Annotated in this window: 17 protein-coding genes; 12 read left to right on the plus strand and 5 right to left on the minus strand. The window is 72.9% G+C overall.

Annotation, left to right across the window (positions count from 1 at the left end; translation table 11 throughout):
• Nucleotides 1-5 precede the first annotated feature (5 nt).
• Both J7E22_RS03315 and J7E22_RS03320 read left to right on the plus strand, forming a co-directional pair.
• Nucleotides 6-599, plus strand: a complete 594-nt coding sequence (locus tag J7E22_RS03315; RefSeq protein WP_214978881.1) for a hypothetical protein — start codon at nt 6-8, stop codon at nt 597-599.
• 57 nt (nt 600-656) lie between these two features.
• Complete coding sequence (locus J7E22_RS03320) at nt 657-1,118, plus strand: hypothetical protein (RefSeq protein ID WP_214978883.1); 462 nt, start codon at nt 657-659, stop codon at nt 1,116-1,118.
• Nucleotides 1,119-1,183: 65 nt separating this feature from the next.
• Here J7E22_RS03320 and J7E22_RS03325 read toward each other — a convergent pair whose 3' ends face one another.
• The gene (locus tag J7E22_RS03325; protein WP_214978885.1) at nt 1,184-1,927 is read right to left on the minus strand and encodes an SDR family oxidoreductase; all 744 of its coding nucleotides are present in this window, start codon (nt 1,925-1,927) and stop codon (nt 1,184-1,186) included.
• A 102-nt stretch (nt 1,928-2,029) separates the two neighbouring features.
• Between J7E22_RS03325 and J7E22_RS03330 the strand changes: the two genes are divergently transcribed.
• From J7E22_RS03330 to J7E22_RS03345, 4 genes are all read left to right on the plus strand, one after another.
• Nucleotides 2,030-2,878 (plus strand): helix-turn-helix transcriptional regulator, encoded by an 849-nt coding sequence (locus J7E22_RS03330; RefSeq protein ID WP_214978887.1) that lies wholly within the window; start codon nt 2,030-2,032, stop codon nt 2,876-2,878.
• Between the two features lie 52 nt (nt 2,879-2,930).
• Nucleotides 2,931-3,989 (plus strand): alpha-L-glutamate ligase, encoded by a 1,059-nt coding sequence (locus tag J7E22_RS03335; RefSeq protein ID WP_308159132.1) that lies wholly within the window; start codon nt 2,931-2,933, stop codon nt 3,987-3,989.
• An 89-nt stretch (nt 3,990-4,078) separates the two neighbouring features.
• Nucleotides 4,079-5,113, plus strand: a complete 1,035-nt coding sequence (locus tag J7E22_RS03340; RefSeq protein WP_214978889.1) for an LLM class flavin-dependent oxidoreductase — start codon at nt 4,079-4,081, stop codon at nt 5,111-5,113.
• A 64-nt stretch (nt 5,114-5,177) separates the two neighbouring features.
• A complete protein-coding gene (locus J7E22_RS03345) occupies nt 5,178-6,110 on the plus strand; it encodes a 4-(cytidine 5'-diphospho)-2-C-methyl-D-erythritol kinase (protein WP_214978891.1) in 933 nt (310 codons plus the stop codon).
• A gap of 69 nt (nt 6,111-6,179) precedes the next feature.
• Here the strand turns inward: J7E22_RS03345 and J7E22_RS03350 are convergent, their stop codons facing one another.
• Nucleotides 6,180-7,910 (minus strand): glycosyltransferase family 39 protein, encoded by a 1,731-nt coding sequence (locus J7E22_RS03350; protein WP_214978893.1) that lies wholly within the window; start codon nt 7,908-7,910, stop codon nt 6,180-6,182.
• A gap of 120 nt (nt 7,911-8,030) precedes the next feature.
• On the opposite strand from J7E22_RS03350, the gene J7E22_RS03355 reads away from it, so the two are divergent.
• The 5 genes from J7E22_RS03355 (at nt 8,031) to J7E22_RS03375 (ending at nt 12,277) form a co-directional block, all read left to right on the plus strand.
• Nucleotides 8,031-8,441: a molybdopterin-binding protein gene (locus tag J7E22_RS03355; protein WP_214978895.1), complete on the plus strand. Its 411-nt coding sequence runs from the start codon at nt 8,031-8,033 to the stop codon at nt 8,439-8,441.
• Nucleotides 8,438-9,493 (plus strand): HesA/MoeB/ThiF family protein, encoded by a 1,056-nt coding sequence (locus J7E22_RS03360; protein WP_214978897.1) that lies wholly within the window; start codon nt 8,438-8,440, stop codon nt 9,491-9,493. Before J7E22_RS03355 ends, J7E22_RS03360 begins: the two co-directional genes overlap by 4 nt.
• Nucleotides 9,493-10,323 carry a molybdate ABC transporter substrate-binding protein gene (modA, locus tag J7E22_RS03365; protein ID WP_214978899.1) on the plus strand — a complete coding sequence of 277 codons (831 nt, stop codon included), beginning with the start codon at nt 9,493-9,495 and terminating at the stop codon, nt 10,321-10,323. Before J7E22_RS03360 ends, modA begins: the two co-directional genes overlap by 1 nt.
• Before the next feature lie 152 nt (nt 10,324-10,475).
• Nucleotides 10,476-11,228, plus strand: a complete 753-nt coding sequence (locus J7E22_RS03370; RefSeq protein WP_308159133.1) for an ABC transporter permease — start codon at nt 10,476-10,478, stop codon at nt 11,226-11,228.
• Nucleotides 11,225-12,277 carry an ABC transporter ATP-binding protein gene (locus J7E22_RS03375; protein WP_308159134.1) on the plus strand — a complete coding sequence of 351 codons (1,053 nt, stop codon included), beginning with the start codon at nt 11,225-11,227 and terminating at the stop codon, nt 12,275-12,277. The genes J7E22_RS03370 and J7E22_RS03375 overlap by 4 nt, the downstream gene beginning before the upstream one ends.
• Before the next feature lie 15 nt (nt 12,278-12,292).
• Here J7E22_RS03375 and J7E22_RS03380 read toward each other — a convergent pair whose 3' ends face one another.
• From J7E22_RS03380 to J7E22_RS03390, 3 genes are read right to left on the minus strand one after another with little or no spacing between them, the layout of a single operon-like run.
• The gene (locus J7E22_RS03380) at nt 12,293-12,532 is read right to left on the minus strand and encodes a MoaD/ThiS family protein (protein ID WP_251008680.1); all 240 of its coding nucleotides are present in this window, start codon (nt 12,530-12,532) and stop codon (nt 12,293-12,295) included.
• A 2-nt stretch (nt 12,533-12,534) separates the two neighbouring features.
• Entirely contained in the window at nt 12,535-13,614 is a 1,080-nt protein-coding gene (moaA, locus tag J7E22_RS03385; protein ID WP_214978901.1) for a GTP 3',8-cyclase MoaA, read from the minus strand.
• Nucleotides 13,611-15,041 (minus strand): glycosyltransferase family 87 protein, encoded by a 1,431-nt coding sequence (locus J7E22_RS03390; protein WP_214978902.1) that lies wholly within the window; start codon nt 15,039-15,041, stop codon nt 13,611-13,613. Before J7E22_RS03390 ends, moaA begins: the two co-directional genes overlap by 4 nt.
• A gap of 54 nt (nt 15,042-15,095) precedes the next feature.
• Here J7E22_RS03390 and J7E22_RS03395 point away from each other — a divergent pair.
• Nucleotides 15,096-15,857, plus strand: a 762-nt coding sequence (locus J7E22_RS03395) for a cytochrome b/b6 domain-containing protein (RefSeq protein WP_214978903.1), incomplete at its 3' end; no start/stop codon positions are given.

A 15,857-nucleotide genomic window follows, 5' to 3' on the forward strand; every position in this document is an offset into this window, starting at 1 on the left:
GAGCCGTGTGGCGCCGCAGTGAGCCGGAGGACTTCGACGAGTTCGGCGTGCTGAGCTTCGACGAGTGCTTCGGCGGGTTCGAGCGGGTGGTCATCGACACGAGTTTCGTGCGTCGTGCGTTCGACTCCGGGGCTGATGGCCACCCGGAAGCTGCGGCGTTCCTGCAACATCTCGACCTCACGGACTCTGACGTCTTCTTCAACGCACTGCTTGAACTCGACCTCCTGGACATCGACCGTAGGTCGGACGGCGTCGCAGGGGTGAGCGGCCTCGACGGACCGCGAACTCCCCGGGTCGGGTCATTCCTGACGGCCTGGAACAGCGTCCTCCGGACGACCAGTGCTCATTGGGTCGGCATCGACGCCCTGCTCGATGACGTTCCGGGACTCGTGGAGAGCTTCGGGATCACGTCGTCTGCCGCTCTCGTCGTCGCCACCGCGGGTGCTGTCGAAGCTGACGCCCTGGTCACGGCGGACCCGACCTTCGCGGTGGTCGACAAGGAGTTGTTGCGTCTGTGCGTCGGTGCTCCCGAGGCTCCGATCGTTCGCCGTGTCCGCGCGCGCGGCGACGGTGGCCGCTCGCCCTCAGCGCTCCCGTGAATCGTCGTGTCTGCACCATCGGCCTTCGGAGCGCAGCGGACCAGTAACCTGGTCGCCGTGTCCGCCCGACCCTCCCGCGCCAGTTCGGTGATCACCGGGGCGTTCGTGCTCGCGGGGGTCGTCGTTCTCGGACTCGCGCTCCGCGGGGTCGTCCAGCAGCCGGAGTCGGACACGGCCTGGGTGGCGCTGCTCCTCGGAGCGTGCCTCATCACGTGGGGGGTACGGTTCGTGAGGCTCCCGCCGGACGACGACGAGGGAAGGACCCCCGAGTCCGTTCTGCACGAGGGCAGCGCCGTCGCTCCGAAGACGGCCCGACCCCTCGCCCTCCTGACGGTCGTGCTCGCCGCGTCCGGGTCGTACGTCGTCGTCCGGTGGTTCGGACAGTCGGTCCCCGCCGCTGTCACCACGAGCCTGGCGTTCGTGGCGTGGCGGATCGTGAACTGGACCGTTGACCGAGCGGTTCGACGCCGTACGGACCGAGACGACGGCAGCGCCGGAGCCGCTCCCTCCGAGGGCTGACGAGGGAGCAGCGAGCAGCGAGCGCGGCGACGGAATCCGTCCTCGCCCCGAGCGCCCCCCGACGCTCAGTGCCCCCGCGACGCCAGCGCCTCGATCAGCTGCTGCTGCGTCCCGTCGCGCTCCGACCACCGGAGCGGCAGCACGTTCTGCACCAGGATCTCCGGCCCCGAACCCGACGCGAGCAGGGACACGACCTCGCTCAGGAAGTCGTCGAGCGGCATCCCACCGAAGTCCACGCCGGCGCCCATCAGATCCGTGGCGACGGCCGGCGGCACGAGCTCCAGCACCGAGACCGGCGACCCGGCGAGCTGCTGCCGGAGCGACTGCGTGTACGAGTGCACGGCGGCCTTCGTCGCGCTGTAGGTGGGGGTGGCGGCGAGCGGCGTGTAGGCGAGGCCGGACGACACGGTGATGATCGTCGACGCGGGCCGGGTCAGCAGGTGTGGCAGGAACGCGTCGATCAGTCGGATGGTCCCGAGCAGGTTGGTGGTGACGGTGTCGACCGCGTCCGCCTGGTGGACCGCCGACCGCAGGTCCTCGGCGCGCATGATGCCGGACATGGTGATCACGGCGTCGAGCGACGGGTGCGCTGCGAGGACGGTCGATGCGGCGGCCGAGATCGAGTCGGGGTCGGCGACGTCGATGGCGACGGTGTCGAAACCGTGCTCGGCGTGGAGCGAGGCGAGCAGGGATTCGCGGCGTCCACCGATGACGACGGTGCTGCCCGCGTCCTGCAGGCGTCGTGCGAGGCCCAGGCCGATGCCGGAGGTCGCGCCGGGGATGAAGACGGTGGCGTTGGTGATGTCCATGTCCTCCACGATCGTGCGTGCGTCGGGGTGCAACCAGAGCGCGGACATCGGGGGACCGCCGATCCCTGGCACGGCCGTCGCGTGCGGGCCATGATCGGGACCATGGACCGCACTGCGCTCGCCGACTTCCTCCGCCGTCGACGCGAACTCCTCCGCCCGGAGGACGTGGGGCTGGGCGTCGGTCCGCGTCGGCGCACCCCCGGCCTCCGGCGTGAAGAGGTGGCGGCACTCGCCGGCATGTCAGCCGACTACTACACGCGCCTCGAGCAGCAGCGCGGACCGCAACCGTCCGAGCAGATGATCGCGGCGATCGCGCGGGCACTCCGCCTGTCCCTGGACGAACGCGACCACCTGTTCCGGTTGTCGGGGCACAACGCGCCGATCCGCGCCCGCCGCACCGACCACGTCGAACCGGCGATCCTGCGCGTGCTCGACCGACTCGAGGACACCCCCGCGATCGTGGTGAACGACCTGGGGGAGACCCTGGTCGAGAACCGCCTCGGCGCCGCGCTGCTCGGCAGCACCGTCGACCTGCCCGGCAACGAGCGGTACCAACCGTGGCGGTGGTTCATGACCGCGGACGAGCGGGCGAAGTACGCGCCGGAACAGCACGACCGGCTCGCCCGGGCGCAGGTGGCCTCGCTCCGTGCGGCGGTGGGCGCTGCCGGGCCGACCGACCGCCGCGCGGCCGAGTTGATCGCCGACCTCGAGCGGCACAGCGAGGAGTTCCGAGCGCTGTGGGCGCTGCACGAGGTGTCGAGCCGGTGGGAGGACCACAAGACGTTCGTGCACCCGGAGCTCGGGCGCATCACGGTCGACTGCCAGGTCCTCCACACCGAGAACCACGCGCAGGCGCTCCTGCTCTTCACGGCACCCCCCGGCACCGAGGACGCCCAGAAGCTCGAGCTGCTCGGCGTCGTCGGTACGCAGCAGTTCCAGCGGACGGAGTAGCACCGCGTCACACACTTGGGCGCGTGCGGTATACCGTGCCTAGGCTGGTCCGGTGAGCACTCCCCGCGTGTACGTCATCCACGAGAACCCCGAGTGGTTCCCGCCGCTCGCCGCCGCGTTCGAGGCCGAGGGCGTCCCCGTCGAGGAGGTCCTCCTGACCGAGGGCCAGATCGACCTCGGTGCCGAGCCGGCGCCGGGGGTCTACTGGTCGCGCATGTCCGCGAGCTCCCACACGCGTGGACACGAGCACAGCAAGGAGTACACGCGTGCCCTCCTCGGGTGGCTCGAGCGGGCCGGTCGCACGGTCGTGAACGGCAGCCACGTTCTCGAGCTCGAGGTCTCGAAGGTCGCCCAGCACGGGCTGCTCCGCGATGCCGGGTTCGACGTCCCGCGGACCACCGCGGTCTTCGGCACGGCCACGCTCAAGGACGCCGCGCGGACCTTCACCGACGGCGAGGACATCCCGTTCATCACGAAGCACAACCAGGGCGGCAAGGGGCTGGGCGTCCGTCGGTTCGACTCGCTCGCCGAGTTCGACGCGTACGTCGACTCCCCGGAGTTCGAGGCGCCGGTCGACGGCATCACGCTGCTGCAGGAGTTCCTGACGGCCCGCGAGCCCTTCATCACCCGCGTCGAGTTCGTCGGCGGGGAGTTCGTCTACGCCGTCCGGGTCGACACGAGCGCCGGCAGCTTCGAGCTCTGCCCGGCCGACGCCTGCGAGGTCCCCGCACCCGGCAGCCAGTCGATCGCCGGCGCGGTCTGCGAGGTCCCCGGAACCGGGACGCCGTCCGCCTTCTCGGTCCGCACCGAGGTCACGGCGGAGCACCCGCTGGTGCAGCAGCTCCGGACGTTCCTCGCCGACCAGGGCATCCAGATCGCGGGCGTCGAGTTCATGGAGACGACCGACGGCCGGACGGTCGTCTACGACATCAACACGAACACGAACTACAACCCCGCCGTCGAGGAGATCGCCCCGGCATCCGGACCGCGCGCCATCGCGCGCTTCACCGGCGCGCTCCTCGCAGCCGAGTACGGCACCGAGCACGGCAGCGAGCACGGCACGCAGCAGCGCACGGCGAACGCACCCGCGTACGCGGCCGCGACGGCCTGAGACAGCACCGCCCACCGGCCTGGAGGCGCGGCTCGCGACGCGACCACCGCCTCCAGCCCGTCACTCCCCACCACCCAAGGAACCTCCCCGTGCGATTCGGATACTGGACCCCGCTCTTCGGCGGCTGGCTGCGCAACGTCGAGAACGAGCACATGCCGGTCACCTTCGACTACGTCAAGCGACTGGCGCAGCGTGCCGAGCGGATCGGGTTCGACCTGACGCTCGTGCCGGAGCTCAACCTCAACGACATCAAGGGGACGGCGGCGCCGAGCCTCGAGGCGTGGGCGCTCGCGGCTGCGATCGCGGCGACGACGGAGCGCCTCGAGATCATGGCGGCGATGCGTCCGGGGTACCACCTGCCCGCGGTGACGGCGAAGCAGGCCGCGACGATCGACGACATCTCCGGCGGTCGCTTCACGTTCAACGTGGTGAGCGCCTGGTGGGCCGAGGAGGCCAGGCAGTACGGCGGCATCTTCTCGGAGCACGACGACCGCTACAAGCGCACGGCGGAGTTCGTCGAGATCCTCAAGGGGCTGTGGCGGGAGACACCGTACTCGTTCCACGGCGAGTACTACGACCTCGAGAACACGCACCTCGAGCCGAAGCCGCGCGTCACGCCGCGCATCTACGCCGGCGGCGAGAGCGAGGCCGGGAAGGCGAGCATCACGCACTACGCGGATGCGTACGTCACCCATGGCGGGACGGTCGAGGAGCTCCGGACGAAGATCGCGGAGATGCGCCGTCGCCGCGACGAGGCCGGGCTGCCGCCGTTCGAGGCCTTCGGCATGGCCGCCTACGCCATCGTGCGCGAGACCGAGCAGGAGGCGCAGGCCGAGTTGGCGCGCATCACCGACGTGCAGCACGGCACGGCCTACGAGTCCTACCAGGACTTCATCTCGAAGTCGCAGCTCGAGCACGTGCCGTCGCTCGAGGACTACTCGGTGTCGAACCGCGGCCTGCGCCCCGGGTTCGTCGGGACGCCGGAGCAGGTCGCCGCCCGCATCCGCGAGTTCGAGGACGCCGGGGTCGACACGCTGCTGCTGCAGTTCTCGCCGCAACTCGAGGAGATGGAACGGTTCGGCGAGCAGGTCATCCCGCTCGTGCGCGCGTCGGTGTCGGTCTGACGTGGAGTGCGTCCTGGTGACCGGCGTCGACCTGACGGTCGCGGCGTCGGGATAGGTTGGGCGCATGACCTCGCTGGCGGCACCCACGCGCGTGCGGACGCGCGCTCCCGGCAAGATCAACGTCTACCTGTCGGTCGGTGCGCTGCAGCCGGACGGGTACCACGACGTCGCGACGGCGTACCAGGCCGTCTCCCTGTACGAGGACGTCACGGCGGAGCCCGCCGACGGCTTCTCGGTGCGGTTCACGGGGCCGATCGACGCGAGCGGGGTGCCGGTCGACGAGTCGAACCTCGCCATCCGGGCAGCACGGCTCGTCGCGGACGCGGCCGGGTACCGAGGTGGCGTCCGGCTCACGATCGACAAGCAGGTGCCGGTCGCCGGGGGCATGGGTGGCGGGTCGGCCGACGCCGCCGCGACGCTGCTCGCCGTCGACACGCTCTGGGGGACCGCACTCGGTCGTGAAGAACTCCTCCGGCTGGCCGCGCAGCTCGGTGCCGACGTCCCGTTCGCGTTCGCGGGTGGCACGGCGGTCGGGACGGGCCGCGGCGACGAGCTGAGTCCCGCGCTGGCGAAGGGCGAGTTCCACTGGGTGCTCGCCCTGAGCGACCACGGCCTGTCCACGCCGGCGGTGTACCGTGCCCTCGACGAGCACCGGGAGCGCTACCGCGCCGACATCGCACCGGCGCCGACGACCCCGGTGGTGGAGTCGAACGTGCTGCAGGCGCTCCGGGCCGGTGACCCGGACCTGCTCGCCGACTGCCTGTACAACGACCTGCAAGCGCCCGCGATGCGACTGCAGCCGGCGCTCGCCACGACGCTCGAGGTCGGTGAGAAGGCCGGGGCCCTCGCGGGGCTGGTGTCCGGCTCCGGGCCCACGGTCGCGTTCCTGGTCGCGGACCGGGACAGCGCGCTCGAGGTGCAGGTGGAACTCAGCGCGGCCGGACTGGTCGCCCTGCGGGCCACCGGGCCGGTGCACGGCGCGCGCGTCGTGCACTGACCTCGGGGTCGGTGACGTCGAGTCGGTGCCGTCTGGATCGCTGCCGGGGTGGCTGGTCGTGCCGACCGGTCAGCGCCGGACGTACTCGCTGACCACGACGTGGCCGGTCGTCCAGCGGCCCGACCGGGTGAAGCCGTGCTCGGCCAGGGTCGCGGCCGTCTGCGGTTCGATGTTCCCCGTCGCCGACGTCCCACCGACGAAGAACACCGTGTCGATGTCGGCGAGGCGCGCCGGGATCGTCGACCTGACGTCCCCCGGCTTGTCCCAGAGCACTCCGTGGTCCGTCGCGACCGTCCGGACGCTCAGATCGGTCATCCCGAGGAACGCGGTGGGGTAGGCGATGCGGATGATGTCCGCCGTGGCGATCTGGTGCTTCCAGACGCTCCCGAACACGACGCCCTCGTCCGCCTGCGCCGGGTTCGCCGCGCGCGCCGCCGCGACGATCGAGGCTGCCTCGGCCCACGTGCTGTCCTGCTTGGACTGTGGCGTCTTCACGTACGCGGCGGTCGGGACCGACCCCAGGAGCACGACCGCGACCGCGACCGCGAGCAGTGCCCGACGGCTGAGCAGGGTGAGCGCGAGCGCCATCAGGAGCGCGACGAACGGCATGCTCAGGCTCGCGTACTTCGGCGAGTACAGGTGCTTCCCGAGCGCGGTGGCGAGCAGCAGCGCGCCGGTCGGGACCACCACGAGGGGCAGGGCGACGCGGACGGCCTGCGCCCGGAAGAGCGCGCGGACCGTCGGCGCAGCCCGGTGCGCCTGCACGAGCGCCGTCACGGTCCCGAGCGCCATGAGCGTCCACGCGACGGCGGCGTACGTCCGGATCCCGCCGAACCAGGCCGCGTCGAACACCTGCTGGACGACGCGCGGTTCGATGCCGGGGATCCAGCTCACCTGCTTCGACTGTGCCGCGACCTCGAGCACGAAGGGCGTGAGCACGACGGCGGCGATGCCGACCGCGACCGCCCAGCGGACCACGGCGCTCCGGGGCACGAGGGACGGTCGCGGTGTGCCGCTGCGCGGGGAGGTCCGAGCGCCGGCACGCTGCGCGAGCAGGGTCCAGCCGAGCGTCACCGCGTGCGCGACGACGGCGAGCGACAGGTACACGTTGAAGGTGACGGACACCAGCGCGAGGAGCCCGTAGGCGATCCACCACGGCAGGCTCCGGCCAGCGCCAGCGCCAGCGCGAGCGCGAGCGCCAAAGCCAGCGCCAGCGCGGGCCCCGGCGGCGGCGCCAGTGCCGGTGCCGGAGCGTGTCCGGCTCACCGCGGTGAGGCCGACGAGCGTCAGCCCGACCGCCAGCGTCGTGATGGTGGCGTAGGGCCGGCCCTCGGACCCGGCCCACTGCACGCGCGGGATGGCCAGGAAGACCAGACCGGCGGTGATGCCGAGCCGCCGCCCGCCGAGTCGGCGGCCGAGGGCGACGACGAGTCCCGCCGCGAGGCCGATGGCCAGGGCGCTCGGGAAGCGCAGGGTGAAGGGCGTGTACCCGACGAGCCAGAACCACACGTGCATGAGCGCGTAGTACAAGCCGTGCACGGCGTCGACGTTGTGGAGCTCCGCCCACAACTGCCCCCACGACCGTTGCGCGCTGGTGACCGTCGCTGCCTCGTCGTACCAGAGCGACGGCACCCAGCCGAACGCAGCGGAGACGAGGACACCGAGGGCGCCGATCGTGAGCTCCGGCGTCCGGACGACCGCGAGCCCGACGCTCGAGGACAGCGAGCGCGCCCTGGCGCGCACCGAGGAGCGGCCCGCGCGGGTCGGGACGCCGAAGCTGCCGGTGCCGGGAGTGCTCACGCCGTGGACGCTAGCGGGACCGGCTGGGCGCGTGCCGCGGTCGACTGACGGATCCGCTGAGAGTCCCGTCGGACGAGGGACGGACCGGAGGAAGCCGGGGGCAGGCTATCGTCGAGGACCATGACGAAGCTCCGGATCCGCGACGCTGCGCGGTACCTCGGCGTGAGTGACGACACGGTCCGCCGGCTCATCGAGCACGGGACGTTCTCGCGCATCTCGGACGACTCCGGCCGCTCGGTCGTCGACGGTCGGGAACTCGCCGTGCACGCGAAGGCCAGGGGAGAGCAGCTCGGGGATCCGTCCGGCGTCCGGAGCTCGGCGCGGAACCGGTTCGTCGGGATCGTCACCGACCTGGTCGTCGACGGCGTGATGGCCCAGGTCGAGCTGCAGTGCGGCCCGCACCGCGTGGTGTCGCTCATGAGCGCAGAAGCCGTCCGGGACCTCGGCCTCGAACTCGGGTCGGTCGCCGTGGCGTCGGTGAAGGCGACGATGGTCACCGTGGAGACCCCGGCCCCGTCGGAGGAACGATGAACACCACAGACCGCCGCCCCCTGCTGTCCCGCACTGCGGCGCTGCCCGACGCCGGGGACCGCGCCGTCCGGGCGCTCGCCGGCGCCCGGGTGCTCGTCGTGGGTGCCGGTGGCCTCGGCGCACCGGTCCTGACCTACCTGGCGGGCAGCGGACTGGGCCGGATCACGATCGTCGACCACGACACGGTCGACGCGTCGAACCTCGCCAGGCAGACCCTGTTCGCTGCGGCGGACGTCGGGCGCCCGAAGGCCACCGTCGCCGCCGAGCGGGTGCGGGGCGTCGACCCGGCGCTCGAGGTCGTCGCCCTCGACGAGTCCTTCCGTGCCGAGATGGTCGCCGGACACGACGTGGTGGTGGACGCGGCCGACAGCGTGGCGGTGACCCGTGCCGTCTCGGACGCCTGCGCCGCGGAGCGCGTGCCGTTCGTGTGGGGGACGGTGCTCGGGTACGACGGACAGGTCTCCGTCTTCCACGACGCCGCGCCGACGCCGGTGGACTTCCACGACCTGCACCCCGACGTGTTCCCGGACGAGGGGTCCTGCGCGCTCGACGGCGTCCTGCCCGCACTCTGCGGCGCTGTCGGGTCGGTGATGGCGGCGCAGGTGACCGCACTCGTGGCCGGACTCGGGGAGCCGCTGCTCGGCCGGGTCCTGACGGTCGACGCCCGGCGCTGGCGGTGGACCGAGAGTCCGGTCCGCCGGGGTCCGGCCTCGCACCGGCCCGCACCGGGAGCGGCAGCGGACGAGGTGCGCTGGATCGCGCCCGCTGCGCTCGCCGAGCGACTCGCGGCCGGCCCGGTGACCCTGGTCGACGTCCGCACCGACGCCGAACGCGCGGACGGGGTCATCGCGGGGTCGCTGGTCCCCGCCGACCTGCCCGCGGACGCCGCCGGTGACGTCGTCGTGGTCTGCGCCCGCGGGCCCCGTGCCGTCGCCTGGGCGCGGACGGCCGGCCCCCGAGCCCTCGTGCTCGACGGCGGCATCACCGCCTGGCTCGGCGAGGGGCGACCGGTCGTGGACGAATCCGCGGATGCGGGTACGATCGTGATGTGATGACGCGATTGCGGTTCCCCGTGGCGATTCTGGCCGGGCTCGCCGCGGCTGCCCTCCTCGCCGGCTGTGCGGCGACGGGACCGGACACCGCCGGCGCGCGTGCGACCGGCTCGGGTTCCGACGGAGCCAGCGCGACCGGCACGACCACGGCTCCCGCCGGGTCCATCACCGTGTTCGCCGCCGCGTCGCTCCAGCGCACGTTCACCGAACTCGGCAAGCGCTACGAGCAGACGCACCCCGGCACGACCATCACGTTCTCGTTCGCGGGGTCGAGCGACCTCGCGACCCAGATCCGGAACGGTGCCCCGGCCGACGTCTTCGCCGCTGCCGACGAGACCACCATGCAGGGTCTCGTGGGGTCCGACGTGGCCGCGGGGGCACCGCGGGATTTTGCATCGAACGTTCTCGAGATCGCGGTCGCCCCGGGCAACCCGGAGCACATCGCGACCCTCGCGGACCTGACCCGTCCGGGCCTCCAGGTCGTGACGTGCGCCGCGCCGGTGCCGTGCGGCGCGGCGACCGGGCGGGTCGAACGGATCGCCGGCGTCGACCTCCGCCCGGTCAGCGAGGAGCAGTCCGTCACCGACGTGCTCGGCAAGGTGTCGTCCGGTCAGGCGGACGCGGGACTCGTCTACGCGACGGACGTCCGGGGAGCCGGCGGGAAGGTCGACGGTGTCACGTTCCCGGCGGCGTCCCGCGCGGTGAACACCTACCCGGTCACCGTCCTCCGTCGTGCGGCGAACCCCGCGCTCGCGTCGGCGTTCACGGCCTACGTCCGGTCCGACGTCGGCCAGCGGGTCCTCGCCGCCGCCGGGTTCGGGAAGCCCTGAGCGTGCCGCCGACCGCCGCCGAGCCCGTCGGTGCGCGGAGCCCAGGTGCCGGGGAGCAACCGGCGCCGACGGACCGCGCCCGGACAGCGCGTGCGCGGACACGGAGCGCCCGGACCCGGAGCGCCCGGACCGCGGTGCCGTGGTGGCTGCCCGTGCCCGCGGTCCTCGGCGGGTTGTTCGTCGTGGTCCCGGTGCTCGCCATGGTCGGCCGCGTCGACTGGTCGTCGTTCGTGGCGCTCGTCACCTCGTCGTCGTCGCTCACGGCCCTCGGGCTGAGTCTCGGCACCGCGTCCCTCGCCACCGGGGTGTCGTTCGTCCTCGGGTATCCGCTCGCCGTCCTCTTCGCCCGGTCCTCGTCGCGGTGGACCGGGGTCGCACGGGCCCTCGTGCTGCTGCCCCTGGTGCTGCCGCCCGTCGTCGGTGGTCTCGCGCTCCTCGCCGCGTTCGGTCGGCTCGGGGTGGTGGGTGCCTTCCTCGACGACCACGGGCTGCACATCGCGTTCACCACGACGGCCGTCGTGATCGCGCAGGCGTTCGTCGCGATGCCGTTCCTGGTGTCGTCGATCGAGGGCGCCCTCCGCGTCGGCGGCGATCGGTTCGAGCGGGTCGCCGCGACGCTCGGAGCGGGCCCGACCCGGACGTTCCTGACCGTCACGACGCCCCGGGCGCTGCCGGGCATCCTGTCCGGTCTCGTACTCTGCTTCGCCCGTGCCCTCGGCGAGTTCGGCGCGACGCTCACCTTCGCCGGGAGCCTGCAGGGCGTGACGCGCACGCTGCCGCTCGAGATCTACCTGCAGCGGGAGATCGATCCGGACACCGCGGTGGCGCTCGCACTCGTGCTCGTGGTGGTCGCCGTGGTCGTCATCGGGGTGTCCTCGCTGCGGACCAGGACGGTGGTGTCGTGACCGCCGGGGTCCGCGCCCGGATCGTCGTCGACGCCCGCGCCGTCGCGGTCGACCTCGAGGTCGCTCCGAGCGAGTGCGTCGCCGTCATCGGACCGAACGGCGCCGGCAAGTCCACCGTCGTGGAGGTCCTCGCCGGACTGCTCACCCCGGACGACGGCGAGGTCGTGTTCGGCGACCGCGTGGTCGTCGGCCGCGGGCGCCCGGTGCCCGCGCACCGTCGTCGCGTCGGCCTGGTCGCGCAGACCCCCGACCTCTTCCCCCACCTGTCCGTGGTCGCGAACGTCGCGTACGGTCCACGCGCGGGTGGCGCCAGCCGCCGGGAGGCACGGCTCCGGTCGGTCCGAGCGCTCACCGACGTCGGGGTGGTCGCCTTGGCAGACCGCACGCCGGCGGAGCTCTCGGGTGGACAGGCGCAGCGCGTCGCGATCGCCCGGGCGCTCGCCACCGACCCGGCCGTCCTGCTGCTCGACGAACCGACCTCGGCGCTGGACCTCGGCGCTCGGCAGGACGTCCGGGCTGCGATCCGCCGCGCGGCCGTCGGGCGTCCGACGATCCTCGTGACGCACGACCCGGTCGAGGTGATGACCCTCGCGGACCGCGTGGTGGTCCTCGAGGGCGGTCGGGTGGTCGAGGTGGGCAGGCCGGCCGCGGTCCTCGGGCGTCCGTCGAGCGCGTTCGCCACGGTCTTCTCCGGACTGGCGGTCGTCCGCGGGACCGCCACCGCTGCCGGGATCGCACCCGACGGCGGTGGCGAGCTGCCGTCGGCGGCGCACGCCGTGCCTCCCGGCCGGGCCGTGTCGGCCGCGTACCACCCGACGGCCGCGCGCCTGAGCCGCGACGACGACCGGACCACGACCCGCGACGGTGTCGGGGTCCTGCGCCACGTCGAGGCCCTCGAACCGCGGGACGGGCTCGTCCGCGTCCGGGCCGGGGACCTGACCGCCGACCTCACCCTGGCGCGGGCCGCCGCGCTCGCACTCGAGCCGGGGGAACCGGTCCGGATCGCGGTCCCGGCCGAGGACCTCGTCGTCTACGACCCGTCGGCGTGACGGGCTTCGCCTCGGTCAGCCGCCGGCGAACGGGGGCATCACGTCGACCAGCTCCACGCCGTCCAGCGGGGTGGAGCGATCACGCGTGCTGACCCCGTCCACCAGGTACGAGCACCGTTCCTGCAGGGTCGACCAGCGGGCGGCGTCCGACGCCGGCACCGCACGGAGCGCATCGTCGAGCACGGTGGCGGTCACGTCGAGCTCGTCGATGCCGACGGCCGCGCGAGCCGCGGCGAAGAAGCGGATCGTCGTCACGGTCAGCCGCCGATCGCGCTCATGCCGCGGGCGGGGTGCACGATGCCGTCGGTGTCGTCGCCGTGGTCGCGCGGCTTCGCCCACATCGCGCCCTGCCACAGCGTCACGAGCTCGTCGTCCGAGGCACCGGCGCGCAGGGGACCGAGCAGGTCGACCTCGTCGTCCGAGAACAGGCAGCTGCGGACGTGTCCCTCGGCGGTCAGCCGGGTGCGCGTGCAGTCCGCGCAGAACGACTCGGTGATGCTCGCGATGATGCCGACCGTGCCGAGCGGCGTGCCGTCGAGTGCGTGCACGCGGTAGCGCTCCGCGGGGGCGTTGTCCCGCGGGGCCTCGTCCGGTGTCAGGCGGAACCGCTCGCCGAGCAGCGTGCGGATCTCGTGCGCGGTGATCATCGTCGCGCCGTCCCACGCGTGCCCGGGGTCGAGCGGCATCTGCTCGATGAACCGCAGCTCGTACCCACGCTCGAGGCACCAGGCGAGCAGGTCGACCGCGAGGTGGTCGTTCACGCCGCGCAGCAGCACGGCGTTGATCTTCATGCCGAGTCCCGCCTGGTCGGCAGCCCGCACGCCGTCGAGCACGCGGTCGAGGAACGGTCGTCGGGTCATCGTGGCGAACGCCTCGGGGTCGACCGTGTCGAGTGAGACGTTCACGCGCTGCAGCCCGGCCCGGGCGAGGTCGGCGGCGCGGCCCGCGAGGCCGATCGCGTTCGTGGTCAGCGACAGCTCGACGGGGTGCGCGGCGGAGCGCTCGATCACGTCGACCAGGTCGCGGCGCAGGAGTGGCTCGCCGCCGGTGAACCGCACCTTGCGCACGCCGAGCCGACGCGAGGCCAGGCCGACCAGCCGGTCGATCTCGGCCGCCGTCATCAGGGCGTCGGTCGGGGCGAACGGCAGGCCCTCGGCCGGCATGCAGTAGGTGCACCGGAGGTTGCAGCGCTCGGTCAGCGAGACGCGGAGGTCGATGCCGCGGCGCCCGAAGCGGTCGACCAGACCGGGGTCGTCGGTCGGCCGCGGGGGCAGCGACGGGGCCTCGTCACGCACCCGGCGCAGGAGTCCCGTCGCGGGGAGCGCCCGAGCCGTCATGCGCCCGATCGTACTGCACGGGGCGTGGGCGTCTCCGGGCCGCCGCCGCGCAGCCGTCGACCCCAGCGCCGCCAGGTGTCACGGTCCGTGCGCACGAGGGTCACGACCACGATCACCAGGATCGCCGCCACGAGCCACCACCGGTACGCGTCCACGTGGGGCCAGATCTGGCGCAGGGTGATCGCGAGCCCGATGGACAGCCACTCCCACCGGCCGGAGAGCACCACGAAGGGGATGAGCAGCAGTGCGTACCACGGATAGCGGGGGGTCACCGCGAGGAACGTCACGCCGATGAGCAGGACCTCGCCGGACCACGGGTGTGCCGGATCGCCGAGCCGCCACGCGACCACCGCCGCCAGCAGCACGACCAACACGACGAGCACCGTCGCCGCGTTGCCGTGCGCCACCATCGAGACCAGCGCGAAGCGGCTACCGTCCTCGTACCCCTCCTCGGACAGGTACCCCGGCAGGTACCCGAGCACGTCGAGTCCGGTGGTGAGCACGTACGGCACGTACAGCAACCCGAACACGGCGATGCCGACCGGGATCGCCCACCAGTGGCGCCACCGCCCGAGGAGCGGCGGGTACACGAGCGCCGGGATGAGCTTGGTGGCGGTCGCCGCGCCGAGGGCGATCCCGCCCCAGATCGGTCGCCCGAAGACGACGAGGGCGACGCCGGCCGTGGCGAGCGCGGCACCGAGGACGTCGACGTGCGAGTTCGTGACGGCCTCGGACGCGACGAGCGGCGACCACGCCCAGAGCGCTGCCCACCAGGTGGGACGGCCCAGGCGGCGGAGGACGACGACGAGTCCGATGGTCACCCCGAGCGAGACGAGGAGCCCCGCCACCTGGAACGGCAGGTACTGCGCCGTCACCGGGACCACCGCGCGGACGAGCGCGAACCAGAGCTGCGCCATCGGCGGGTAGATCGTCGTGACCGCTGGCCGGTTGATCGCGGTGCACTGGCCCGGCTGCCCGTCGCCGAGTCCGCGGAGCCGCGGCTGCTCGCAGGTGCCGTCGACCGCGTGCGGGAACAGCCACCCCGGTCGGAGGTCGGTCAGTGCCGACGACTGCGGCGTGTGGGCGTACGGGGACACTCCCGCGTTCTGGACGATCCCGTCCCAGGCGTACCGGGCAGAGTCGGTGCTGGTGTTCGGTGGCCCCAGCAGGGCAGCGACGCCCACCAGGACGGCGCCGCCGACCACGATCACGGTGACCCACCGGGCAGCCACGGAGCGCAGTGCGAGCACCGCGCCGGCGAAGACCGTCCAAGCGATCAGCGTCCACGCGACGAATGGAGCACGATGACCCGTTCGGAGGAACCCCAGATGCGTGACGCCGAAGGCGATGACGCCCGCCAGGGCCAGCACACCGACCACGGCCAGCAGGGTCGGCAGGAGTCGGCCAGGTCGCAGTCGCTCGTTCATCGTGCGACGAGGCTACCGACCGTGCGCGGGCTGCTGCTGGATGCACGATCCGCGATGGCGTCGCCGAACCGGAACGCCCGGTCCGCGGTGGTGCTCGGGCGGTTGCTCGGGCTGGCCTTCGTGGTCTGCTTCGGCACCGGCCTCTACAGCTACTTCCTGCAGCAGCCGCTGCCCGGCATGCGGTTCGCCACCCGTCCCGCGCAGCTGTACCAGTTCACGCAGGGCCTGCACATCACGGCGGGCATCGCCATCATCCCGCTGCTCCTCGCGAAGTTGAACGTCGTGATGCCGGCGCTCGTGCAGACGCCGCCGGTGCGCGGGGTCGTGCACCTGCTGGAGCGCCTGTCGATCGCGGTGTTCGTCGCGGCGGCGATCGTGCAGGTCGTCACCGGGCTGCTCAACACGTACCAGTGGTACCCCTGGCCGTTCCCGTTCAAGCAGGTGCACAACGCGTTGGCGTACGTGCTGATCGGGTCACTCGCGCTGCACATCGGCGTCAAGCTCCGGGTCATCAGCCGTTACTGGCGGGCGCGCGACTCCTACGACGAGCACGGCCGGTTCGTCGCGGACCCGACGGTGGGCAGCGAGCTGCTGCCGCCCGGCCAGGAGGCCCCGCTCGCCGCCGTCCCGTCGGCCGACGCCGTGCCGGTGGCTGCGTCCTACCCCCGCGGCCTCACCGGCCGCGTGCTCCGCTGGGTCGACGGCGCGCCGCGCTCGGCTGCGCCGGCGCCCGCCGCGGCCGCCGCGGCGGCGCGTGTGGCCGAGTCTCGCCCTGACCGACAGGACGCGGGGCACGCGGCCCGAGCGGTGTCGCCC

The organism is Curtobacterium sp. ISL-83, assembly GCF_018613895.1.
In the GTDB taxonomy this organism is placed as follows: domain Bacteria; phylum Actinomycetota; class Actinomycetes; order Actinomycetales; family Microbacteriaceae; genus Curtobacterium.